A 24219-nucleotide genomic window follows, 5' to 3' on the forward strand; every position below is an offset into this window, starting at 1 on the left:
GTCTACTCTTCGATCAAGCAAGTTCGGTGAAATCATCAATACTAATGACGCTTTCCTCTACACCCTGTAACGTAATAGAAAGCTGGTTAGTACTAATGCGAGTATCATTACCTATCTGAGAAATAGTCAATTGCTCGACACTCAGACCACCCTGTAAACCAATAATATCTATTCCGTCTTCAAAATCAACAATAATATTGTCGCCATGACCTAATCCAAAGTCAAAGCGATCGCCACCAGGTCCGCCGATGAGAATATCATCACCCCTGTGGCCACCAATAATATCAACACCATTACCTCCATCAACTGTATCGTCACCTTTACCTCCAAAAAGTAAGTCGTTACCATCCAAACCTTGGAGTGTATGATCACCTTTGTTGCCATAAATGAAACTATTTTCAGAAGTTCCAATTAAATCATCATCATCATTTGTACTGATAATAACATTAGGAGCAATAACCGACTGAGTTCTCTGCCAAACACTTTCCCCGACTTCTCGCCCTAACTCGCGACCATTCAAGTCCCCATCATCAAAATGAATACCACCATAAAGACGAGAAATACCAGCTTCATCCGCAGCTTCACTAAAAGTATCCCACTCCAAAACTAGAGGTGACTCCGGTGTCACACCAGGTTCAAAACGAGACTCTCCTGCTGCAAAACTGACTGAAGCACCAAAATCATCACTACCAGTAAACCGTTCCAAAATTTCTGCACCCGCAGCACTGAAAGTACTATGACCAGATACATATTCCGCAAAAGGAGGTGAAGGGTCACTACCAGGTGTTTGAAAGGTGAGAAAATCAGTCGCTAAAATAGTTTGAGTTCCTTCTGCTGGACCTGCCCAAGCATCAATAGCAAAACCACCAAGCTCTGGATTAAATTCTCCTATTAAACCCAGTTCTCCTAACTCCCGGACTGTGCGTACAGGTCGAGCATAATCATAAAAAGTTTTAGCATCCCAAGCAGCAATACCAGCATCAAATACTGCATTACCCAAATTAAAGAACAGTTTCACATCCTCGTCTAAAGTATGATTATCCCTAGCGGAAACAAATTCTCCAAAAGTCAGCCAAGTTCCGGGAGGGAATGATGTACCGCCTCCGTCTTCCCAAAATTCGGCGATTAATTTTTGTTCATCTGTCAGGTTAGCACTGAGATCGACAATTCTTTGTGTCTGTTCGATAAATTTAGGATTAATAATTGTACCAACAATATCGGGAGTAATTTCAACCACAGACTGGTCTGCTAGAGTAATTGTGCGTGCTTCTAAGTCTACCTCACCATCTACAAGTAAAAATGGTTCTGGTGCTTCTGGTCGTATGTCTTCAACGGATGTGAGACCAAAGGGTGTAACATTACCCCATTGAGGAGTTAGGAATGTTTGCACTCTTTGTTCTTCACCGGGTAGAGCATCAATGGGAACCCGTTCGGGAGTCCAAGACTCTATATCGATAGTTTCTCCAGGAAAATTAAGGGGTTGATAGTTAGTAATATCGGAGTAAGGAGTTCCGTCACCGTTGGGGTCATTTCCTAGTTGGTTGGAGCCATCATTTCGACGGAATGTTAATAGTGCTTCAGCGGAGACATTACCAATGCCAGCAGGAGTAGTTGTATCGGTGGTTGTGTTGTTGGGGTCAAAGCCTAATTCAGCCATGACTTCATTGAAAATTTCTACTTCGCTAGGGAAGAGTTCCGATAATACCCGATAAGCAGCAAAACTTATAGCTTCAGTTTTGTTGGCATCAGTGTTTTCTGACTGGGGACGTTGGAGATTATCCTCTAATTGAGTTCCAATAGCTAGTGGGTCGTAGGCGCTCCAAGCGTCATAGGCGGCTGTGTGTAGGATGCCATAAGCACGGGAGGCAACAGTCGGACCGGGGGAGGTGTTGATGACTGCTTGTTGTACTGCTTGATCCCATAGTACGGAAATGCTTGGTGTGGGATTTTCTACTGTGACAAGTTGAGTTTCTGGGTTGACGGTGAGATTGATGTTGTTGTCAGAAATTTGCTGATTTTGCCTGGTGGAATTATTCATGTTTTTTTGTTAGTGTTAAAGAACTAAAGTGTAGAAGGAAGACTGAAGAAGTAAGAAGAAAGAGGGAAGAAGCAAGAGTCGGATAGGCGATTTATCAAACAGGATTGGGTCTAAAACCCCGCCTTTTAAGGTGAAATATTCTTTCTGTTTGGCGATTATTAATGTTCTATTGCTCTATTGGACAATAGTTATTGCTCTGGTTCAAAAGCGATCGCTCTGTTTGGCGATTATTAATGTTCTATTGGACAATAGTTATTGCTCTGGTTCAAAAGCGATCGCTCTGTTTGGCGATTATTAATGTTCTATTGGACAATAGTTATTGCTCTGGTTCAAAAGCGATCGCTCTGTTTGGCGATTATTATTGCTCTATTGGACAATAGTTATTGCTCTGGTTCAAAAGCGATCGCTCTGTTTGGCGATTATTAATGTTCTATTGGACAATAGTTATTGCTCTGGTTCAAAAGCGATCGCTCTGTTTGGCGATTATTAATGTTCTATTGGACAATAGTTATTGCTCTGGTTCAAAAGCGATAGCTCTGTTTGGCGATTATTAATGTTCTATTGGACAATAGTTATTGCTCTGGTTCAAAAGCGATAGCTCTGTTTGGCGATTATTAATGTTCTATTGCTCTATTGGACAATAGTTATTGCTCTAGACCCTACATACATCCTGGAGGGACTGTGTGCGGAAATAGTTCCGCACTTTAAAAGCGCCGTAGGAAACCTCGCCAATTAGCACTCAATTTTAACTTTTAACTTCCGGGTAGCGGCACTACTCCCTACTGCCTAATCTCCTAGTAGACTTGACTGTAGCTTGGCGAAAACTGAAGCATAGTCATCATTTCTTTCTGGTAAAGCATTCTCAACAGAAAGTGCTTTAGGCCAACGGTATTGATAGTATCCCATTGTCCTTAATTCTGCTGCTAGACGCTCAAAACACTTTCTCGCCTGTTCATCTCGACCAGGAACTTCGCGGTCGTAAACTAAAGATGTCATCACATACATTTCTCTACTGTTAACACCATCTAAAACAATCATTGGCTCAAACCCGTAATCATTAAAAAAGTGTTCAATCACAGGAACAATAGTAAGTGCATCGGTACCAGAAGCAGGTGCTGTCACAGCTAGCCAGATAAAACCACATTGGTCTCGGTCTAGATCCATAATTTCTGGAATTGAATTGCGTTTACGCCAATAACTAATAGGAATACTGCCCTGAACAGGAATTCCAGCAAAAGTCAAGAGACGACCTTTCAGTAGTTTATGAGTCAATTCAGGAATTTCTAGATTCCTGTTCCAACGCATTTTTTTGATTTGAGATTGATCTACAGTGAACGTTTTCAATCTACTTACTTTGTTATTGAGGGCTTCGTGAATATCCGCTTTCATTGCTTCAGCGTGCCTTAAAGTAAGAGAATAGATAGCAAACACTCCGTTATAAACTCCTGACCAGCCAGGAATTTGTTGTTGGCGTAAGAGTTTCAGCATCAGATTGCGATCTAGAGTTCTTTGTGCATCAGTCTCTTGCCAAGGAAACTGACTGACTTCTGCCAGAATTCGGTAGCCATGCAACAGTATCCAGTTACTTTCAATTAATCCAGTTTGCTTTAAATTGTGCAATTGCTCAGTTAGCTCACCTAACTGCTCTTCTTCATCAATGGAAAAATAAAATATTTGTAGGTATGCGGGAGCTAACGATAATTCCAACGTGATTTCGGTAACAATTCCTAAATTTGATTGCCGAAATAAACCTTTCAAGTCTGGTCCGAGACCATAACGAGATATTCCTGCTGTTGAAGCGTTGGGCAAAGCATCAAATCCAGTTTTGAGTAATTCACCAGAGGGTAAAATTGCCTCAAGGGAAATTACATGGTTCCAGCGAATCACATTCAGACCGTTGGCATAACCTGCATCTATAGCATTGCCAATAATGCTGGAATAAGGTGAACTTCCTGTGAGAGAAAAGAACAAGTGGGGATAATTTGACCGCAAATATTCAAATAACTGCTGCTGAGTTACTCCAGGACCAAGAGTGACGGTGGCATTTTTACCATCTACCTTAATCTGATTCAGTCTACTCAAATTCATAACCACACTCAGGTTTTCATCAGGAACTTGAGAACCATATCCCCAGTTATATCCCTGACTGACTGGGTGAATATGAACTCCAAATAGTTGAGCAGCTTTAAGGCACGCTTGAACCTCTTGTGGTGAACCTGGTTGAATCACGAAACGCACTTGTTGTGAAGTTTCAAAAGTTGCTGTCTCTACTGCGGCAATTACATTCTCATTGGTAATTACATATTGATGACCAAGTATTTTTTGACAAAATTCTAGGTAGTGCCATTTTAATTTCAAACTGGGGTTAGATTGTAAAACCGATACCATTGTTGTTCTCCTTATTGCTGAATAGATAAATTAAATTAGTTTTGGCTGAATCAAAAGATGATTGAGAGAGAATTTTTTACCTGAGTTTTGCTACTCTCAATCATTCCTAAAGTTAATCTAGAACTTGATGTTTCACTAGCTATTAGCTTTTAGCATTTCCGTACCGGTATGCTCCGCAAACAGCTATCAGCTTTTATCGCTCTGGGTTTAAATCCCCGGTATAAACCGGAAGGTGCGCGGAGGGGTTTAAATCCCCTTCTAAATGTTTACTGCTGACTGCTGAATGCTGAACGCTTTTTTAATGGGAATTAATTTTTTTCTTGCTCACAAGTAAACTTAGACCTAAAATTCCTAATCCTGCCAATGATGCAGGTTCTGGTACTGATTCATAGCTAACGTTGTCTCCTCCTGTAACCCTGGTATCAACAGCTCCTGTTTCCAGGTTGGGACCCCATATAGACCAAGCTCCAGGTTCACCAGGCTTGATTGCTTCATCTCCACCATCAATCAGAAGTACATAATCACTACTTTCTTGAGATTGGCCATTGTACTCTATTCCTAAAAATTCTCCATTGGCAAAAACAGCGTTTGCCTTATCTGCATTTGTGTGGGAGAAAGAAAATGTGTCTAATGTGTTTAAAGTAAGTTCTACGTCAAACTCAGTTAGGGCAAACTTCTCCAAAGCGTTCAATTTATCTGGTTCTGCCTCGAAACTGACAGAACCAGAACCGAGAATATCTTCAGCATCATCTATCAGAGGGAAATTGAAGTTGAAAGAGGCAGCATGAGCGGGAATTTCTGAAACTACGGTAAACAAAGCTGCACTAGCAATTGCGACGGTGAATTTTGTGAAGATGTTGTTAGTCATTGTTTTACTTTTTCCTATGATTTGTTGATTTAATTTGTCTGATGAGTTTGAAAAAAAGACAAAATGAGTCTTTTGAGCAAAAATAGCTGTGAGTAACTAGATGAGCGATCGCTAATTTTGCCTAAACTTGCATTCTCCTAGAGCTAGTTAGTAGCTCTGGAATAAAAGCTATCAATTTTGGTTAAAATCCCCTTGAGATTGCATTTTTCTCGGTTTCAGTATAAATCTCAACTTAATACTGAACGCTTAACAATTCGACCAGGAACTCCGACAACTGTGCAATTAACAGAAACATTCCGTAGAATAACTGCATTAGCACCAATAGAAACATTGTTGTCGATTTTGATATTGCCTAAAACCTTAGCTCCAGCTCCGACAATCACATTGTTTCCCAGAGTAGGGTGGCGCTTTCCAGTCTCTTTACCAGTTCCACCAAGAGTCACGCCTTGGTATAGCAGAACATATTCTCCCACTTTCGCTGTTTCGCCAATTACTACACCCATCCCGTGGTCAATGAAAGCACCCTTACCAATTTGAGCAGCAGGATGAATTTCAATTCCAGTCAAGAAGCGAGCAAAGTACGAAATGAAGCGAGGAATTAAGGGAGTTTTTAAACCATGGAGATAGTGAGCTATCCGATAACACAGCAAGGCATGAAACCCTGGGTAACACAACAAAACTTCAAACCAGTTTTTAGCTGCTGGATCACGTTGAAAAATAATCTGGAAGTCAGCTGATATCGTTCTCAGAAAATTAAGCAGTTTGATCTGACTTGCCAAGAAGAAATATCTATGAGATTCTGAAGCTACCAAATGCTTGTTAATCCTGCTTTCAACAGGGATTAGTTCCCCAGTTAAGGACATTTTACTGTCTCCTTTTTACTGTTGTTTTTCTGTTCTGCGAGTTTATATTTCTCACATAGAAAAGGTTATGCAAAAATTTGTCAGTATCTACTGTTGTAATATTAAACCAGCTTTTCTTCGGTATAGTTAGTCAGGAGTCGGGAGGGAAGGAAGAGTAGAAAAAAGTTTTTTATGGCGCTATTATCCGGACATGATATAATAGGCGTTACATAGAGTGCCCATTGGAATTAGTGTGAAGAGTGTGGAGGGCGTTACATAGAGTGCCCATTGGAATTATAGTTTGAAAAAAAGAGGAAGTAAAAGATGTTACCTTTTGTACAAAGATTCATCCCGCCCCTCAGCGACGCCATATAATACAGTTTTTTTTAGCATAGAGTATATTTACTGATTGAAATTTATAAATTTTTTATAGCAATGAGCGCTGGTATATTTACAAATTGCAGGAGGGGCAAAATAGCTAAAAGTCTTATATTATCGGCAATTTATCATTTTATTTGTGGGTTTAATACCCCACCGTCAACGGGGGTGTTCACGCATTACTTGGGGGAGCGAATCCCCATGTAATTTTCCTCCTGTCTCCAGTATAGCTGTCTCCTGTCTCCTTCTTCAATCCCCCTTCCGGAGCTGTTGCCTTCCGGAGCTGTTGCCTGCGCACAGCGCTATAACCACAAAATCAGGTTTCAAGTCTCCTCTTTTAAGGGGATAAAAAGTGGAGCTTTACGCTTGCAAAATGCCATATCCAATCGACCAAGAGAAAGAAAATTCAGTATGTTCGATCGCCTCCCTATTACCGAAGGTACTGAATTCCGCAGTTCCTCTGTAAGAGGCTTTTTCCGTTTTTCATGCTGCGCTTTTCATGTGGGCGTTTTGCGCTTGCGCCTAACTTCCGCTAAAAGCTAGCACACAATGACCGCTTGCATCTGCTGCACCCCGCGCAGTCAGATCAAATCCGCTCGGGTTCGGTCTAAAAAAATGTTCCATCACAGCGCCATTACCAAATTTTTCTTGATATCCCCATCTTCCCATCTCCCCATCTTTACAGCGGTTTTCATTTCGGTAGACCACAGTAGGGACGTTCTATGGAACTTCCCTACTGGGCGCGTGATTGTTACTATGTGGTTCATCAATATAAAAAGCGCTGTAAACTTGGTTCTATAAGTAACTGTGCAAAACTAATTTAATATTTGGTGCAGAATAGTTACAATAATGGAATTACTTTTGATGTCTTTATAATGACCCAATTAAGTTCAATTACTATCTCACCTAATTTAGAACCTACTGGTTTATTTGTTCTCTTACATGGCTGGGGAGCTAATTGTAATGATTTAACACCTTTAGCAACACAGTTGAATTTGCCTGATTATTGGTTTGAATTTCCAGATGCTCCATTACCTCATCCTCAAGTTCCACAGGGAAAAATGTGGTATGACTTAGAGAGTTTAGAATTCCAAGGTCTGGTTGAAAGTCGTCAAATATTAATTGATTGGCTAATTTCTCTAGAAAGCAAAACAGGGATACCTTTATCTAAAACTATTCTATGTGGCTTTTCTCAAGGTGGGGCAATGGCTATGGATGTAGGAGTAAGTTTGCCAATAAAAGGTTTAATTATTTTAAGTGGATACCTACATTCTCAACTTCAACCATCAGGAGAAAAATTACCACCTGTTTTGGTTGTACATGGTATACAAGATCCAGTTTTACCTATTGAACAAGGAAGACGAACGCGCGATACTTTCACAAATCTGGGGGCAAATATACAATACCAAGAATTTAATATGGGACATGAGATTATTCCAGAAATTGTGAAGTTAATGCGAAGTTTTGTTATAGATACTATGGCAAAAGCTTAGAAAGACTATTATATTAAATGGAGGTGTGAATAACACTCCGTTTTAATTGATGCTTTCAGCAGATGCCATTTCAGGGAGGTCGGTTTTGATGCAAACTATAGCCCGTTCTTTACACGAGGTTGCTAATTTAACTGCGCAGGATGTAGCTAAGTTGGCTTTACGTTTGGAGGAAGATGATTATCAAAATCCTTTTGACGGGTTGAATGATTGGCACCTGCTACGAGCGATCGCCTTTCAACGTCCAGAGTTAATCGATCCTTATATCCATTTATTGGATTTAGAGCCTTGTGATGAGGCTTGAGGAAAATATGGGAACGCACAAGTCAGTAATTTAATCATTTTGTCAGATTTGAGAGTGTTGGTTTAGTAAACAAGGTATTTTTAAGCTTGGATACTTTTTACCCAACACTCCTATTTATCTTAATCTTAATTATGTTTGAATACTTACTGATGATTTTAGTCAAATAGGAAACATTCATTTGATATGACAACTGCTTGGCGTTGCACAGTGACGAATGATTTTAGATTTTTGATGAACAGGATTTTGGATTAATCAATTGCTAGAATGATTGATATTAGGTTTTTTTATCAAAGTCTAAACTAATTTTTGGCAATATCATTCCATAATGTGCGACCCCAACTGCTTAATGAAAAATATGGCGTTGCTCAAGAGTGTGTATGATATTAATTTTAATTACTTAGGAGTCAACCCACCCCCACCCCTCCCAGGAGGGGAAGTCAGGAGGACTGAGCCAGGAGAAAGAAAAGTGTTTTTCGGTCAATTAAGTAAAGACAACATCTAATTTTGCTATTCAAAGAATGACTCTTAATTTACCTAAATTACTTATTTCATACCTCAAATCACCAATGCCAAAAATACTATATTAATTAATTATTTGCTTCTTCACAACTTAACGATCTAGAATTTCAACAATTAACAATTATTAATTAACAATTACCTCTCCTTTTCAAGACAAGAAAATATTATGGGTAGAAGAGTTTTAATCAGTATTTGTGGTGGTATAGCAGCTTATAAAATTTGTGAAGTAGTTTCTACTCTCGTAAAATCTGGTATCGAGGTGCGAGCAATTTTGACAGATTCTGCTCAACAGTTCATTACACCTCTAACTTTATCCACTCTCTGTCGTTATCCAGCTTATACAGATCGAGATTTTTGGCAGTCTACTCACGGACGTCCATTGCATATTCAGTTGGGTGAATGGGCAGAAATAATAGTCATTGCTCCTCTAACAGCAAATACTTTGGCAAAGTTAGTATACGGTTTAGCAGATAATTTGTTAACTAATACAGTGCTGGCTTCTAGTTGCCCAATTTTATTATCTCCGGCAATGAATACTGATATGTGGGAACAACAGACAGTACAGCAAAATTGGCAACAAATATTGACAGAAAAAAGATATTATGGTATGAATCCAAGTATGGGAATATTAGCTTGCGATCGCGTTGGTCAAGGCCGAATGGCGGAACCAACAGAGATAATCACAAATATAGAATCTTTGTTATATACAGCAGGCAAAAGAGATTTAGTAGGTAAGAGAATATTAATTAGCGCGGGTGGAACCCGAGAACATTTAGACCCTGTGAGGTATATTGGCAACCCTTCTACGGGTAAGATGGGTATAGCTTTAGCTAAGGCGGCATTGCATCGCGGTGCAAGTGTTACTTTGGTTCATAGTATTTCGGGAGAGTTGCTGTTATCAGGGATAAAAACTGTGGAGGTAGTGAGTGCTGCTGAGATGCGACAAGCAATGTTATCTCATTTTACTGAAGCAGATATAATTGTGATGAGTGCGGCAGTAGCAGATGTTAAACCTGTTGAGTATAGTAGTGAGAAGTTGCCAAAGCGATCGCTACCAGATTTATTACCTTTGACGCCTGTACCGGATATTGTGGCGGAGTTAGGAAGGTTAAAGCAGCGCAGGCAATATTTGATTGGGTTTGCAGCACAGAGTGGAGATATTGTTGCACCTGCGTTTGAGAAGTTGCAGGTTAAAAATTTAGATGCTATTGTTGCTAACCCTATTGACCGAGAGGAAGCTGGTTTTGGTAGTGATACAAATCAAGGAATTTTTCTGGATGCTGAAGGTCGTCGGCGAGATATTCCGTCTTGTAGTAAATTAGAAATGGCTCATAGGTTGTGGAGTTTTGTCTTGGAGAGCGGGGGATGGGGAGATGGGGAGCTAGGGATATAGGGGGATGGGGAGATTAAATATTGATATCAAATCCGGTAGCAGTAGTTGAAGGTGTGGAACTGGGAGTTATAGAAATCGGATTATTTTCTACTACTGAACTAATATTATTGTTTGGTTGATTAAGATTAATTTTTCCTGTATCTGTAAAGACTTCACCTGTATTAATTTTACCTACTTCAGTGGTCAGATTAATATTACCACTTCCTTGAGGATTAGTGGAAGTAATATTACCTGTATTTATATTATTTCTAGCACTAATATCAATGTCACCAGCAGTACCTGTTTCTGCTTGAGTCGTAATATTATTTGTATTAACAGAACTTGCCTGACTATTAACAGAAATATCTCCACTATTATTATTGCCAATAGAACTAATATTACCTGTACTTATATCCTCTATTGCTACAATATTTATATCCCCAGAATTTCCAGCTTTGGCAATTGTCTCAATATTATTTGTATTCACAGAACCTTCTTGACTATTAACAGAAATATCTCCACTATTATTATTGCCAATAGAACTAATATTTTCTGTATTTATATCCCCTTCCGTATTAACATCAATATTACCTGAGTCTTCTGAGTCACCAAGGGATTCAATATTTCCCGTATTTACCTCCCCATTATCGCTACTAACCTCTATGTCCCCAGTATTTTCTCCACCACTAGAATTAATTTCCTCAGTATTGATATCTTCTTCCCGCTTCGACATTAATATCATCTGAGTTGCCAGAGTTGGTGCCAACAGAACCTGAACTTAATCTCCCACCAGTAATATCAATAGTATCAACTGCATCTAGAGTTATGTCTCCCCCACTACCCAGAAAAGAACCAGAATTTGAATTTATGGCGTTGAACAGTGACGAATGATTTGATATTTTTGATTGAATTGGATTGTGGATTAATCAATTGCTAGAATAATTAATAGAGTTGTTGGGAAATAACTTAGGTTAGCGTGTTTTAGATTAGCTCGTGTCAGTTTTGCACCTTGTAAATTTGCCAACATTAAATCAGCATTTTGGAGGCTAGCATCAGTCAAATTAGCCTCTCTAAAATTAGCATCAGGACTTACGCAAATTGACCTTTAAACCACCATCTGTAGGGGCAAATGGCATTTGCGCTCCGCAAAGATCCGAATGGCGCCCTCGCTATATGCAGAGTCTCTGCGTAAGTCCTGAGCATACTGAAGTTTGGATTAATTATTCGGTAATATTTTTTCTAATAGTTAATCTGAGTTGAAAACATTGAAAACTATGACTCCTGACTCCTGATTCCTGATTCCTGATCTCATGTCCGCTGGTATCGTTTGTGTAAACCCAAGGGTGAATATCTACAAAAAATTTCAGGTTTTTTGGACTTTTAAGTCTTCTATTCTAGATAACTAAAGCCTTCTTCCCTCTTCACTTCTTCCCTCTTCCTTCTTCCTTCTTCCTTACCTTTACAATAACGATGCTACCGAACTTGATATGACTCCTAGCTGCCAGGAAAATATTACAACTTAAATAGGATTTATATATTCTCTATTCCCTTGTTCAATCCCTAAATTTTGACTAGACTGCCAACTTTTATAAGTTTCTGTATCACTAATAATATTAATATTAAATAAATCTATTCCCTCTTGCTCCAATAAAGCCAAAATTGCCAAATTCAATTGGTCATAAGAGCTATAATACTTATCTAAATTGTTAGTATATCCAATTACTCTAATCACGCGAGCATTTCTGTCCAATCCATCAAATCTCACCAGACAAGAATTATCTAAAATGTCAATTGATTTAGGGATTTGTCGAATTTTCTCATTAATATCGGCTATTTTCTGAGCTGAAATTCCGTCAATTTTAATGAATAAATCAATAGCTGCTTTCCGATTTTCAATTGGCTGTTGGCAGAAATTTTTGATGTTGCCATCAATCATTTTAGAGTTAGGAACTTTCTGGATAGCTCCCTTAAACTTTAAATAAATTGTTGTACTTCTAATACCAATTTTCGTAACCTGCCCCAAAACACCACTTGGTAGTAAAATCAAATCATTTTCACGATACAAGCTGTCACTGTAAATTACAACTGTAGCTAACCAATCACTAATAACATCCTTAAATAATAAACCTAGCGTTAAACCAGCGCCACCGACTAAACCAAAGATTGCAGTAACAGAAGTTCCTAGTAATAATTCTCCTGCTTTTAAGCCAAAAATTAGGATAGCAGTAAACCTAAATAATATCGGAAGATAAGGGCTAATAATATCATCTAATTCAGTCTCAGTTTTAGCTGATAAATTACTAAAAAATTCTCCTAATATCGGAGAGATACGGTAGATAATTAGTGAAACATTACCTACTATTGCTAAGTTAATAATTCCTGTGACTATTTGATTTAATTGGGGAGAAATAGAATCTGTTAATATTAATTGTAGAATCCACAATCCAAGTATATAGATAAACCACCCTATGGGCTGTTTAACAGATGCAATTAATTGATCGTCAAGGGTAGTTTTTGTATTACGAGTTAAAGCCTCAACTTGCTTAATTAATATTATGCTGAATAGTTCTTTTAATCCTAATATTCCTATTAAAGCCAGAGCAATAAAAAATATTTTTATTGCTGGTATATCTAGAATTGTAATATTTATGAGACTTTGCCAAATTTTTTCCATGATTAATAAAGTCAGATTCCTTGAATAATTTAGTAGTTTTTAAGTTAATAGATAAGTATTTAGCATTCAGCTATTTTTTAGTTTTAGACAAACGGTTGGCGATCGCTCCTATCTAAATAAAAAAAATTTATCTCAAAGTTAAGTAGGATTCAAAAGACACTCAGAGATCGCTCCCCATATAATACAACGGTGGGCGATCGCCATTTCCAGCAAAACTTAATTGCTTAATAATTTCCAAGGATAATTTTCCTTTGTTATCATCATTTAATGTGCTTTAGATAGACTCAATACTACACAAATATAAATTATCTATGTTAACCAAAATTAAAGATTTAGCAGCTACCCTCGCCCCCCGTATGATTGAAATTCGTCGTCATATTCACTCTCACCCAGAATTAAGTGGCCAAGAATACCAAACGGCTGCTTATGTTGCAGGTGTGTTATCTTCCTGTGGTCTCCATGTACGAGAGTCTATAGGTAAAACTGGTGTTCTGGGAGAACTCAAAGTTAATAGTAATAATCAATGGTTGGCTATTCGTACCGATATGGATGCTCTGCCAATTAAAGAATGTACTAATTTAGATTTTGCCTCCCGTAATACTGGCATTATGCACGCTTGTGGTCACGATGTCCATACAACTGTAGGACTAGGAGCTGCAATGGTATTATCTGAATTGGGAGAACCCTTACTAGGTAACGTTCGGTTTCTGTTTCAACCAGCAGAGGAAATTGCCCAAGGTGCAAATTGGATGATTGAAGATGGGGCGCTTGAGGATGTACAGGGAATTTTAGGAGTCCATGTTTACCCAACTATTCCAGCGGGTTCGGTGGGTATTCGTCACGGGGTACTAACTGCTGCTGCTGATGATTTGGAATTGACAATTATTGGGGAATCTGGTCATGGTGCCCGTCCCCATGAAGCTATTGATGCGATTTGGATTGCTTCTCAAGTAATTACTAATTTACAGCAGGCCATTAGTAGAACTCATAATCCTTTAAGACCTGTAGTGTTAACAATTGGTAAAATTAGTGGCGGACGAGCGCCAAATGTGATATCTGACCAAGTAAAGATGTGGGGAACTGTACGATCGCTTCATCCAGATACCCATAAAGTTTTACCTGCATGGATTGAAAATATTGTGGCTAATATTTGTGGTTCTTATGGCGCTAAGTATGAACTAAATTATCGTCAGGGAGTACCATCTGTGCAAAATGACCCAGCATTGACTCAGTTGGTCGAGTCAGTTTCTTTGGAAGCTTGGGGCAGCGATCGGGTTTGTATTTTACCTGAGCCTTCCCTCGGTGCGGAAGACTTTTCTATGTATCTGAAGAAAGTTCCAGGTATGATGTTTCGTTTGGGAGTGGGACACAAAGACAAACCTAACTATCCTCTGCATCATCCTCAGTTTGAGGCAGATGAATCTGCTATTGTCACTTGTGTGGTTACTTTGGCTTATGCTGCCTATAAATATTGGCACAATTGCCATTTAGGCCATTAAGGTCTTGGTTGGGGAAGAGGGAAGAAGGAAAAATATTGTGTTGTCTGAGTTTTAAGCTTTTGATCTGTACTAATACTATTTCTAAATAGTAATGCTATGTTTGATTACCATCTGACCACTCCCCACACTCCCCATCTCCGCATCTCTTCATTACTAAAGATATATAGCAAACTTTTTGAGATAATGTAAGGCGCAAAATTAAAAAGGGTTTCGGTCCGGAATGCTCCACAAACGGCAATTGCTACAGTCAGCATTTCCTCAAAGGAATGCTTGGCAAACAGGGAGTGATCAATAGCTGAAACTGAGAGAAATGAACTTGAAAAGGGAATTTTAACCCTTCTTAAATTATCCTACTTTTACAAGCCAGGGATTTCAACCAAAGCTTATAACTGACAGCTAGTTAACATTAAATGATCTGCTAACCCTCAGTCAAAAAATGATTAAACTAGATGTAGTTAATTACATTAAGATGCTTTTATAACTGCAGTTATTAATGCTAGAATAGAAGTAGTAACTTCCAGTAAATGTAATGAATAATTGTAATTTTTAGGAGAAATATTGTGTCAACACAACAAGATGATCGGATTAAACAATTATTTATATTAGAAGCAGAAGAACATTTAGTTACCCTAGAAAATGGGTTGGTAGATTTGAAGTCTACAATGTCAGATTCTGAAACTATTAATGATATGTTTAGAGCAGCTCATTCTGTCAAAGGTGGGGCTGCTATGTTAGGAATGCACAGTGTACAAAAGGTAGCTCACCGTTTAGAAGATTGTTTCAAAATAATCCGCGAAAATCCTGTTGATATTGACCAAACAGTAGAGTCTCAATTTTTAAAAGGATATGATACTCTCAAAGATTTAGTAGAACGTCTCCAAGGTCCCTATGGTTTGAGGGAAGAAGAGGGACAAAAAATTGTTGATAATGCTTTGCCTATTTTTTCAGAATTAGAAACTAATTTGAATACTTTAGTGAGTGGTGGCAATGTTTCTCAATCTACTGCTTCTGGAAATGGGAAGACAATATCTAAATCTAAATTTGCTCAACAAGTTAAGAGTCAGTTAAAAGAAATGTTGGAAGTGTTTAAACAGGCTGACTCTCCTGATTCGAGAAAACAGCTTACAGAGTTTTGTAATGGTTTGTTGAAGTTGGATAAAAATACAGAAATTTGGAAGACTTTAGTTACATATTCTCGACAGGCGATCGCTAGTTCTAAATTGTCTTATCAAATTCTAGCTCCTGTAATTATTAAAGAACTTAATCAAGCAGGTGAGTTGATCCAAGCAGGAAAAGTACAGGAAATAGTGGAAAGTCAAGACCTTAAGGAAATAGCAACAGCTTCTGAACAGAAAAAAGTAACTTTGCCAAAAGAACCTAAAGAGTTAGTGAAATTAATTATTAAAAGTTTTAATCATAAGCAACTCGAAGCGATCGCTCGATTATTAGTTAAGCACGTTAAGTCGTCAAAAAATAATTGATTTACCATGATAATTTTCAAGCGTATCTTAAATTTTACTATCTTATGTATTTGTCTTAATATCTGTAAGATTATTGGCAATTACTTATTTTATTTTAGAGATATTAGACATCTGGTAAGAATTAAAAATAAAATAAATTATTATTTATAAATTATCAATTATATCAAATCCGGTTAATTGCACATAAAAAAATTCTCCAATCGTCATAAGTAAGCCCATCTTTGTAATTCTCTCTCCTCCTGACTCCTGACTCCCCCTCCCAGGAGGGGTTAGGGGTGGGTTGACTCCTCCTGAGTTAACCATTCTATAACTGTTTAACCGGACTTGATATTATTCCTCTCTTGGTGCGAATTTCCTTTCGTCTGCCGCCAACGCGGTCGCACCGCTTCTTCCTTCTTCAACAGTTTCTCTTTTTCTTTCTGCAATACTTTCCTCAAGTTTATGCAAAGCATGATTAACTTTTTCTTCTAACTTTTGAAACTGATGTTGTCGTAGGTCGCTCCACTCTGGCAATTTTTTAATAAACTGCTGTAAATCAATAATCACACTTGTTAAATCATTAATTTGCTGTAATTCTGGTCGTTGTTTAAACTGCTGAGAAATCATTTCTAGCTCTGTTTGTAACAGTTTAATAGTTTGCTCCTGAATATCAAATCGATTAGACAAACTTTTCATAGTTTCCAGCAAAGGTTTAATCTTGATATCTTCCTGATTATTTTCTAAGTTTTTAGCAGCAGATTCAAAAAAAGTTATACTATTTTGTAACTGAGAAATCATTTGGTAAATTGACTTTTGATATTGCTCTAGTTTTCCAGCAGTATCAAATTTAATTACTTTAATTTGTGCTGCTAATTTATGTCGATTAACTAAATTAATTAACAGAGAAATCAAAACACACCCTACTGCATAAATAATTGGTTTATCAAATATATAATTTGCCAAAAATCCTACAACAGAAGCAGTAATAAAAATATATTCAGCAATTTCTAAAAGACTACGACGATAGAACATATTTATATATTTTTTAATTGACTTCTCAAAATTATTATATAGCAGAAGGAAGAATTCATTAATTGATAATTGATAATTGATAATGGATAATTATACCAATTTCATAAAATATTGCTACAGTCATGGCACAGAGAATAGGGAATAGGGAATAGGGAAAGAAAAACAGAAATATTAAAGAGGAAAAAAGGTTGAATTGCTAGAATTTATGGAATTTATATTTTTTTATTGTAGGAAGAAATCATCAACTAAGATGTAACTACCTTTTTTTAATTTGGTATTATCTCTATTCCCTCTGTCTTTTATGCTAAGTTATTGAGGGTTTTCAACTAGGACTTATGCTGATGATGAACCTCAGACAGAGGAATGTTTTCCCTCCTGTTCCCTGTTCCCTGTTCCCTGTTCCCTGCTATAGATAAAGAAATTAGTGAGGGATTATTTTCTCCTGAGCTAACAGTTATAGTAATAATTTTTGCCTCAATTAATCGTACTTCTTTTGGTGGTTTATCTATGCCAGGATTAATTAAATACGCAGGAAAACAAGCTGCACTTAAACTCAGTCGAATAGCATTACCTTTCTCAATTTTTATACAAGTTGGCTGTAAATATATTTTCACTGGTAAATCCTTAGAAACAACCTTGATATAACCTTGGGTAAAATTATAAACATTGCCGTTTGGTTTAACTTCAGATAACACAGCCGAAATGTCAAAACTACTGGTATCTGCTGTACAATAAACTTCTACATAAACATCTCCAGCTATGTGTAAATCTTCTGTTAAAAATTCAGAAGTATAAGTCAAAATATCGGTACGACAATCTAATTCTGAACGTTCAAAAGAACCTGCTGGAAATGTGGCATGACCACCTAATGCTGGAACGGGTCGCCAAGGGTCATGTACGAATATATCATCAGTAGAAATGTCAGGATAATTATCGTTGAGTGTTCCTGAGTCTTCTCTCATATTTGCAAGTCCTGTACTAGCTAAATAATAAAACTGATAATTATTACTCGGCCAGGAATTAAAATTACGCCATTCGTTACTTCCCATCTCAAATAAAGAAACAGGCGATCGCTCTAATATTCCTGTATTTACTCCTTTGAGAAATTGGTCGAACCATAATATTTGTAAATCATCTATGGGGTTAGAAGCTGCTAAACCATAATTTATAGCTCCTAGTTTTCTTCCCCAGGGAATATGAGACCAAGGACCTACTATTAATTTTTGTAAGAATTTACTACGACAAAATATTTTTTTATATAAATTAATTGTGCCTCGTAAATAGGTATCAAACCAACCACCAATATGTAACATTGGTAGGTCTATGTTTTCTAAATTTGGTGATAGATTTTGCCAATATTCACCAGGTTTATAATTTTCTAACCATTGATGGTAAAAAGAATCTAGCCCATACTTATTCATTACTTCCGATAAAGCAGGAATTGGAGTAGAAAAAGAAAATTTTTTAGCAGCTTGATAAAGTTCTTGATAAGCTTGTTCATCTTCTTGTAAACGAGCAGTTTCTGTTGCTAGTTGAATTGCCCAACCCAAGTTAGTTTGTAAACAAAATTCTCCTCCTTCGTAAGCCCATTCTGAATATAAATTCTCAGCAATCATAGCAGGACAAATTGTTTTTAAAGCAGGAGGTTTAGCACTAGCAGCATATAGTTGAGTCATGCCTTGATAAGAGAATCCATACATCCCTATTTTGCCAGTGCTACCTGGTAAATTTGCTGCCCAATTAATAGTATCAATTCCATCTTCAATTTCATGGGCAAATAGTTGAAATTCTCCTTCAGATGTACCTCTACCTCGTACATCTTGAATAATCACAATATAACCATGGGAAGCATACCATTTTGGATGAGCGTAGACTACTGTAGAAGCGATCGCTCTGCCATAAGGTTGTCGCATTAATAGTACTGGAAATTCACCTTCTGCATCAGGGCGATAAATATCAGCGTCTAAACGTACTTCATCTCTGGTAAATATTGAAGCTGTTTCTTTGGGTAAAACTTTCATTTTAATATTGAGGCTGAATAAATGTATGATTTTACAGGAATTAGGAGGTAGCTCCATCAAGTATTGATGCTTAATTTATTGTCTAGTAGTGCACTGACACAGCTTAAATGGTGCATTAGAAAATGGGGGGATGGGGTGATGGGGAGATGGGGTGATGGGGTGATGATGAAAAAAGCTAATGCACTACTTTAGGTGTGTCGGTCCAGTAGGGTGCGTTAATGAAATGTAACGCACCATCTAGATTTTAATTTTCTTAGTAATTAACAATTAATACCAAATCCGGTTTAGCACTTACCAAAAATAAATTAACTATAATTCATATATATCAAGCTTTTCTCAATCATAAATTGTGGTCTATAGTAATCGAATTTGGTATAATAACTGCTTCTATTGAAAAATAAGAGAATTGAAAAAAATATTTTTATTATTTTTTATCTTTTATTCTGTAAAGTTGACTGTAGATCAAGACAGACAAGTAATAAATTTCATAATTCTGTGTAGCTTCACACACAATTGATATAACGGAGGATAGAAATCAAAATATTTTTGAGTGCTAATTAAGCAGATATAATATCAATTTTTATCATTTTCTTTGTGGGTTTAATACCCCACCGTCTACACGGTGTTCAAAATTACTTGGGGGAGCGTAGACGCGGAGCGGCCCTTCGTTGACTATCCCCATGTAATTTTCCTCCTGTCTCCTGTCTCCTGTCTCCTGTCTCCTTCTTCAATTTTAATTTTTGGCAAAAGGAAACAGAAAAAAGAGAATTGAGGAACGGGAATTTTGGGTAATATTTTTCTTCTTTCGTCTTCCTTTTTTATAGCAGAAGGAAAAAGGCGTTTAGTTATCTAGGAGAAAAGGTTGATTATTGATATACCGTTGTTTTATATCATTTCCGGATAAGAGCGTGATCAAAAACTTTCTCCTTTTCCTCCTGTTTCTTCTTCTTTCTTCCCTCCTGACTCGGTCCTCCTGACTCGGTCTTCCTCCGTCGTTTATTTATAAGTATTCAACCGGACATGATATTAGATATTCCATAAGTCAAGAGTAGTCATGGTAGTTACTATATCAAAAGATGATTTTTGATATTGGGTTTAATACCCCGCTGTCTACAGGGTGTTTACTAATTAATAATTAATTGTTGAAAAGCTTGTTGGGGTTTGAGTCCCCATCCGCTGTTTCCTTCTTCCTTCTTCCTTCTTCCTTCTTCCTTCTTCCTTCTTAAATACAACTTGAACGAGAAAGAACTTGCATATCTTCTTCATCTAAATCTACTGGTATTCCACTACGAATTAGTTCGGCAAAATCTTCATTTGGCACCATAATACATAAAGCATAAAGACGAGTTAAACCAGTATTTTCTATGACATGAATCCCTGTTGGTGGTACTAGAATACTATCACCAGCACGAATATTAACAGATTTTCCGTCACATATTGCCTTTCCTTCTCCTTTAATAATAAAGAACATTTCTACCGCTAAATTATGTCGATTGGGAGGAGTTTTTCCCCCCACATCAAAAATTTCTAAACATACAGTTAAAGAAGCATTGGCAATTACAGGATCGAAAATAATTGCTAATCGATTACTATCATGGGGACTAATACGATATGCTTGATAATTTTGGGGAGACTTAAGGACTGGAATCATGCATTGAGTAATCATTTTCTTCTGGGTAATAGTGTTAACTTATTCAGGAAATTATTGATTATTTAGCTGTGGTTTTTTTTAGGCACCAGTGGCATCAGAGCTACTTATATTGGCATGAAATTTTATATTTTTATTTTAGGGTTAATACCCCGCCGTATACAGGGTATTTACAATTGATTGGGATTTGAGTCTGCATCCACTTTTTCCTTTTTATTCCTTCCTTCCTCCTTCTTCAAGGTTTTCATAAGGCAGGAAATAAAAGGTTTTTGGGAATCTTGCTTTTTGTTAGACCTTGATTTTTTTGCCTTCTTAACTGATATCTTTTTTTGAGTTTCGTCTCTTTTTAAGCATAGCTACAAAGTGCGAATTTTTTGTAATTAGTATTTGACCAAATATGAGACTTTTCCAAAAAATATTTATTATTTAATAGCATCCAAAATAGCATTAGAATTTGTGACAAACCCGAAACATTGTTTCACATTATAAATAGTAGCTTGCCAACAATATTCAGGGGAAGTAGTGGCAGTACAGTCTGAAACTAAAATGCAGTCATAACCAAGGAAATTTGCATCTTGTAATGTTGCCATTACACATTGGTCTGCATTCACTCCCGCAAACAACAGAGTTGTTTTGCCCATATTTCGCAGGATGCTATCAAGAGGAGTATCCCAAAACCCACTCATCCTATATTTACTCACGCGAATATCTTCTGGTTGTTGCTCTAATTCATCCACAACTGCTGCTGCCCAACTTCCTTCTATCAGTACGGGGGCATTATTTTTTGGCAGTGGGTCGCCTAAACCTACACCTTTACCAGTAGGGTTATAAACATGGCGTAACCCAGCGCTGATATTCAGTAGGTCGGAACGGTTTCCCCAGTTTACCCAAATTATCGGGATGTTTTGCGATCGCAATTGTGGTAAGAAATTTATTAGTGGTTGAATGGGAGACCGTGCAGGTGTCACATCTACGCCTATATGAGCTAACCAACCATCAGGATGACAGAAGTCATTTTGCATATCTATGACTAAAATTGCTGTTTTGGCTAAATCTAGTTTAATGGTTTTGGTATCAGTTTTGACGACAATGGTTTTAGTGGGAAGAGGAGGACGAGTAATATCTGCAGTTGTCTCATCAACTGCCCACGCATTGGGTGGTATACCCAGAGTTTCAAGGGAGGAATTCTGCATAATATTATCTGGTGAATTTATCTATAAAATTACAAAGAGCATAGATGATTATTATATGCTCTTTCTTATTTTCGTCGATCATATATTATTAGTTGTATTACTTAATAAATTTTTAATTTCTCTATTATTGTTTGGTTTATTTTTATTTTCAAATATTTGCATTGTAGATTTAGAGAATAAAATTTTTAAGCAACAATAATATTTTTGTCACTTATGATTATTGGGGAAATATAAAAATTTTAATTTTATCCTATAAAATTTATTTGATAAATATTTGCTATAAATATCTAGGCTATTTCTGAGGAGTCAGAATAAATGGCTTCAATATCATTTTTTAGGTCGGAAATTATTTTTTTAGTCAAAGGGACATCTCCTGCAGGTGTCTTTTAATCGCCCTTATTATTCGTAAAATTATTTTTTTTATGGTATAAAATTTATTTGATTTTGAATTTTTTTATTTGGATTTGATTTTTCATGTTTGGTAATACTTGAAAACTAAATTTTCAAGTTAATTTTTTTGATACTCTGAGTTCAAAGTCTATATATAAAGCCATCCTATTTCAGTTGCAGGTAAAAATCTCTTTGAATTTAGGAAAAATGGAATAGGAATAAAAGTTTCAGAGTTTTTATGTATCCTGATATTTTTGACAAATCATTATTATTTCATAAATTATTTCTGTATCTATCTCCATAGACATGATAATTTTATTCAGGTCTTTCTTATTGAAGAAGGAGACAGGAGACAGTAGACAGGAGACAGGAGGAAAATTACATGGGGATTCGCTCCCCCAAGTAATTTTGAACACTCCAGTTGACGGTGGGGTATTAAACCCACAAAGAAAATGATAAAATTAAGGTCAATTTAAGTGACTCATAGATAATCCCAAGTTGCTTATTTTACTGTTACCCTTAGTCTTTTCAAAAGCTTCATATAGTTTATCTTTTAGGTTTCCAGTATTCCCAGTCCATTGTTAGCTATTCTAATTTCTACTCCATAGGATTCAATAATTGAAGTCGTAATAGTAATTCGATTTGGATTTTGCAGAATTTCTTGATAAGTTTTAAATTTTTTATGGTTATATTCTTCTAAATAATTAATTGTATTTACTAACAAACTCATAAAAACTTGATTTAAGGTATTTGGATAACAATTAATCTGAGGTAAATTTCCACAATTTTTGACAATTTAAATGGCTGGACGCTGATGATTAGCTTTGAGTCTATGTTGTAAAATTGTCAGAGCATTATCTATACCTTCGTTAATATCAAAAGCTACTTTTGAAGTACTATCTGCTCTAGCAAAACTTCGCAATGATACGCTAATTTTGCTGATGCGTTCGCTGGTTTTTTTTACGGAAAATAATATTTTTGGTAGCTCTTCAATCAGAAAATCTATATCCATCTCTTCCGCGCCTTTTTCAATTATTAGACCAGGATTAGGAAATTTTTTTGATATAATTTAATGTGATTAATAATTGCTGTGAGATATGTTTCCGTCAACTTGATATTACCGACAACTATACTAACTGGATTATTTAACTCATGGGCAATATCAGCAACTAATGCCCCAATGTTAGACATTTTTTCACTTTGAATTAATTGCGATTGAGCTGTTTTAAGTTATTCTAAAGATTGATAAAGTTCCGCAGTTCTTGCCTCTACTTTATCTTCCAGTTCGGATGCAGATTTTTGCAATTCTATTTCTGCTGCCGTCCGTTCTGTTATCTCTTTTTGTAAGCGTATATGTATATTGATTCTAGATCAAAGTTATTCGGCTTTAAACGGTTTAAAAATATAGTCTACAGCTCCTAAATTTCAACCTTTTATTTTTTCAGTAGATTCAGAAAGTGAAGTCATAAAAATAACAGGAATATTTTTAGTGCTTTCTTAAGCTTGCAAGTAACTACAAACTTCAAAACCATCTATTCCTGGCATGATTATATCTAGCAAAATCAAATCTGGTAATACATTTTTTACCTTCTCAATTGCAGTTTCTCTATCCTCTACTCCAATGACATTAAAACCAGACTTTTTTAATACATTCAATATTAAATGGGCGTTTCGATCTTCATTATCTACCACCATAATTGTGTGTTCCTTTTTTTGATTCATGGAAACTCCTTTGATGTTTTTTATTAGCTAAAACTACATAAGTTTTCGACTTTATTCAGTACAAAACTTTATGAGCATTACCAATAGGAAATCAGGCAGATAAATCAAGATGAAAATGCACCCAATTATTATAAAAAAATCCTTGATTTTCTGGATTAAATATTTTTTGACAAATATAACTAGATTTATTGATCACAAAATCAAAGTAAATATCAGATCATTTATAATTACTTTTTCCCAGCTACTTATTATTTTCCTAAATACTACGAATTATACTCATAAAAAAAATTAATTTTTTATTGTATTATTAATCATGTTAACATTTTTATTAAAATCAGAGTAATTCTTTATCAAAACTTTTCACAATAGTATAATTACGAT

Annotated in this window: 26 protein-coding genes and 1 pseudogene; 10 read left to right on the forward strand and 17 right to left on the reverse strand. The window is 36.4% G+C overall.

Going from position 1 to position 24219, the window contains the following annotated elements; translation table 11 throughout:
- Positions 1 to 13: 13 nt before the first annotated feature.
- Positions 14 to 2038 (reverse strand): DUF6851 domain-containing protein, encoded by a 2025-nt coding sequence (locus tag F6K27_RS11085; protein WP_287276279.1) that lies wholly within the window; start codon positions 2036 to 2038, stop codon positions 14 to 16.
- Positions 2039 to 2229: 191 nt separating this feature from the next.
- Here F6K27_RS11085 and F6K27_RS11090 point away from each other — a divergent pair, with 191 nt between their 5' ends.
- Together F6K27_RS11090 and F6K27_RS11095 are read left to right on the forward strand one after the other, a co-directional pair.
- Complete coding sequence (locus tag F6K27_RS11090) at positions 2230 to 2418, forward strand: hypothetical protein (RefSeq protein WP_287284049.1); 189 nt, start codon at positions 2230 to 2232, stop codon at positions 2416 to 2418.
- Positions 2419 to 2421: 3 nt separating this feature from the next.
- Positions 2422 to 2592, forward strand: coding sequence for a hypothetical protein (locus F6K27_RS11095; protein WP_287284051.1), 171 nt, complete (start codon positions 2422 to 2424; stop codon positions 2590 to 2592).
- Positions 2593 to 2824: 232 nt separating this feature from the next.
- Here the strand turns inward: F6K27_RS11095 and F6K27_RS11100 are convergent, their stop codons facing one another.
- From F6K27_RS11100 to F6K27_RS11115, 4 genes and pseudogenes are all read right to left on the reverse strand, one after another.
- Positions 2825 to 4426 carry an FAD-binding oxidoreductase gene (locus tag F6K27_RS11100; RefSeq protein WP_287276286.1) on the reverse strand — a complete coding sequence of 534 codons (1602 nt, stop codon included), beginning with the start codon at positions 4424 to 4426 and terminating at the stop codon, positions 2825 to 2827.
- Between the two features lie 298 nt (positions 4427 to 4724).
- A complete protein-coding gene (locus F6K27_RS11105; protein WP_287276288.1) occupies positions 4725 to 5294 on the reverse strand; it encodes a PEP-CTERM sorting domain-containing protein in 570 nt (189 codons plus the stop codon).
- Between the two features lie 239 nt (positions 5295 to 5533).
- Positions 5534 to 6157, reverse strand: a pseudogene (gene cysE, locus F6K27_RS11110) (serine O-acetyltransferase); the annotation flags it as partial.
- An 879-nt stretch (positions 6158 to 7036) separates the two neighbouring features.
- Complete coding sequence (locus F6K27_RS11115) at positions 7037 to 7222, reverse strand: hypothetical protein (RefSeq protein WP_124145796.1); 186 nt, start codon at positions 7220 to 7222, stop codon at positions 7037 to 7039.
- Positions 7223 to 7389: 167 nt separating this feature from the next.
- Here F6K27_RS11115 and F6K27_RS11120 point away from each other — a divergent pair, with 167 nt between their 5' ends.
- The 4 genes from F6K27_RS11120 to coaBC all read left to right on the forward strand — a co-directional run bounded on the left by F6K27_RS11120 (position 7390) and on the right by coaBC (position 10220).
- On the forward strand, positions 7390 to 8007 hold the full coding sequence (locus tag F6K27_RS11120; RefSeq protein ID WP_287276290.1) for an alpha/beta hydrolase: 618 nt from the start codon (positions 7390 to 7392) through the stop codon (positions 8005 to 8007).
- Between the two features lie 88 nt (positions 8008 to 8095).
- Positions 8096 to 8308 (forward strand): DUF2555 domain-containing protein, encoded by a 213-nt coding sequence (locus F6K27_RS11125; protein WP_287276330.1) that lies wholly within the window; start codon positions 8096 to 8098, stop codon positions 8306 to 8308.
- Positions 8309 to 8663: 355 nt separating this feature from the next.
- Positions 8664 to 8810 carry a hypothetical protein gene (locus F6K27_RS11130; RefSeq protein WP_287276291.1) on the forward strand — a complete coding sequence of 49 codons (147 nt, stop codon included), beginning with the start codon at positions 8664 to 8666 and terminating at the stop codon, positions 8808 to 8810.
- A gap of 183 nt (positions 8811 to 8993) precedes the next feature.
- Positions 8994 to 10220, forward strand: coding sequence for a bifunctional phosphopantothenoylcysteine decarboxylase/phosphopantothenate--cysteine ligase CoaBC (gene coaBC / locus F6K27_RS11135; RefSeq protein WP_353735967.1), 1227 nt, complete (start codon positions 8994 to 8996; stop codon positions 10218 to 10220).
- Between the two features lie 13 nt (positions 10221 to 10233).
- Here coaBC and F6K27_RS11140 read toward each other — a convergent pair whose 3' ends face one another.
- Positions 10234 to 10965 carry a hypothetical protein gene (locus F6K27_RS11140; protein ID WP_287276292.1) on the reverse strand — a complete coding sequence of 244 codons (732 nt, stop codon included), beginning with the start codon at positions 10963 to 10965 and terminating at the stop codon, positions 10234 to 10236.
- Here F6K27_RS11140 and F6K27_RS11145 point away from each other — a divergent pair.
- A complete protein-coding gene (locus F6K27_RS11145; RefSeq protein ID WP_287276293.1) occupies positions 10959 to 11090 on the forward strand; it encodes a hypothetical protein in 132 nt (43 codons plus the stop codon). The two genes, F6K27_RS11140 and F6K27_RS11145, sit on opposite strands and share 7 nt — an antisense overlap.
- Positions 11091 to 11121: 31 nt before the next feature.
- Here F6K27_RS11145 and F6K27_RS11150 read toward each other — a convergent pair whose 3' ends face one another.
- Positions 11122 to 11298, reverse strand: a complete 177-nt coding sequence (locus tag F6K27_RS11150; RefSeq protein WP_287276332.1) for a pentapeptide repeat-containing protein — start codon at positions 11296 to 11298, stop codon at positions 11122 to 11124.
- Between the two features lie 420 nt (positions 11299 to 11718).
- Positions 11719 to 12873, reverse strand: coding sequence for a mechanosensitive ion channel family protein (locus F6K27_RS11155; RefSeq protein WP_124145789.1), 1155 nt, complete (start codon positions 12871 to 12873; stop codon positions 11719 to 11721).
- Positions 12874 to 13184: 311 nt separating this feature from the next.
- Here F6K27_RS11155 and F6K27_RS11160 point away from each other — a divergent pair, with 311 nt between their 5' ends.
- Positions 13185 to 14372 carry a M20 family metallopeptidase gene (locus F6K27_RS11160; RefSeq protein WP_287276294.1) on the forward strand — a complete coding sequence of 396 codons (1188 nt, stop codon included), beginning with the start codon at positions 13185 to 13187 and terminating at the stop codon, positions 14370 to 14372.
- Between the two features lie 560 nt (positions 14373 to 14932).
- Positions 14933 to 15853: an Hpt domain-containing protein gene (locus tag F6K27_RS11165; protein WP_287276296.1), complete on the forward strand. Its 921-nt coding sequence runs from the start codon at positions 14933 to 14935 to the stop codon at positions 15851 to 15853.
- Positions 15854 to 15997: 144 nt separating this feature from the next.
- On the opposite strand, the gene F6K27_RS11170 is transcribed toward F6K27_RS11165, so the two are convergent.
- From F6K27_RS11170 to F6K27_RS11180, 3 genes are all read right to left on the reverse strand, one after another.
- Positions 15998 to 16156: a hypothetical protein gene (locus F6K27_RS11170; RefSeq protein ID WP_287276298.1), complete on the reverse strand. Its 159-nt coding sequence runs from the start codon at positions 16154 to 16156 to the stop codon at positions 15998 to 16000.
- A gap of 27 nt (positions 16157 to 16183) precedes the next feature.
- Positions 16184 to 16864 (reverse strand): hypothetical protein, encoded by a 681-nt coding sequence (locus tag F6K27_RS11175; protein WP_124146432.1) that lies wholly within the window; start codon positions 16862 to 16864, stop codon positions 16184 to 16186.
- Between the two features lie 326 nt (positions 16865 to 17190).
- Complete coding sequence (locus tag F6K27_RS11180) at positions 17191 to 18885, reverse strand: CocE/NonD family hydrolase (protein WP_287276300.1); 1695 nt, start codon at positions 18883 to 18885, stop codon at positions 17191 to 17193.
- Positions 18886 to 18951: 66 nt separating this feature from the next.
- Here F6K27_RS11180 and F6K27_RS11185 point away from each other — a divergent pair, with 66 nt between their 5' ends.
- On the forward strand, positions 18952 to 19077 hold the full coding sequence (locus tag F6K27_RS11185; protein WP_275670425.1) for a hypothetical protein: 126 nt from the start codon (positions 18952 to 18954) through the stop codon (positions 19075 to 19077).
- 1030 nt (positions 19078 to 20107) lie between these two features.
- Here F6K27_RS11185 and F6K27_RS11190 read toward each other — a convergent pair.
- From F6K27_RS11190 to F6K27_RS11215, 6 genes are all read right to left on the reverse strand, one after another.
- Positions 20108 to 20551 (reverse strand): cupin domain-containing protein, encoded by a 444-nt coding sequence (locus F6K27_RS11190; protein ID WP_287276301.1) that lies wholly within the window; start codon positions 20549 to 20551, stop codon positions 20108 to 20110.
- Positions 20552 to 20955: 404 nt separating this feature from the next.
- Positions 20956 to 21726, reverse strand: coding sequence for a cysteine hydrolase family protein (locus F6K27_RS11195; protein ID WP_124142986.1), 771 nt, complete (start codon positions 21724 to 21726; stop codon positions 20956 to 20958).
- A gap of 943 nt (positions 21727 to 22669) precedes the next feature.
- The gene (locus F6K27_RS11200; RefSeq protein ID WP_287240957.1) at positions 22670 to 22846 is read right to left on the reverse strand and encodes a hypothetical protein; all 177 of its coding nucleotides are present in this window, start codon (positions 22844 to 22846) and stop codon (positions 22670 to 22672) included.
- A 66-nt stretch (positions 22847 to 22912) separates the two neighbouring features.
- Positions 22913 to 23128, reverse strand: a complete 216-nt coding sequence (locus F6K27_RS11205) for a hypothetical protein (protein WP_287276303.1) — start codon at positions 23126 to 23128, stop codon at positions 22913 to 22915.
- 23 nt (positions 23129 to 23151) lie between these two features.
- Entirely contained in the window at positions 23152 to 23307 is a 156-nt protein-coding gene (locus tag F6K27_RS11210) for a histidine kinase dimerization/phospho-acceptor domain-containing protein (RefSeq protein ID WP_287276305.1), read from the reverse strand.
- A 306-nt stretch (positions 23308 to 23613) separates the two neighbouring features.
- Positions 23614 to 23838, reverse strand: a complete 225-nt coding sequence (locus F6K27_RS11215; RefSeq protein ID WP_287276307.1) for a PleD family two-component system response regulator — start codon at positions 23836 to 23838, stop codon at positions 23614 to 23616.
- Between the last annotated feature and the right edge of the window lie 381 nt (positions 23839 to 24219).

The sequence above is a fragment of the Okeania sp. SIO2F5 genome (assembly GCF_010692685.1).
Classification (GTDB): Bacteria; Cyanobacteriota; Cyanobacteriia; order Cyanobacteriales; family Microcoleaceae; genus Okeania; species Okeania hirsuta.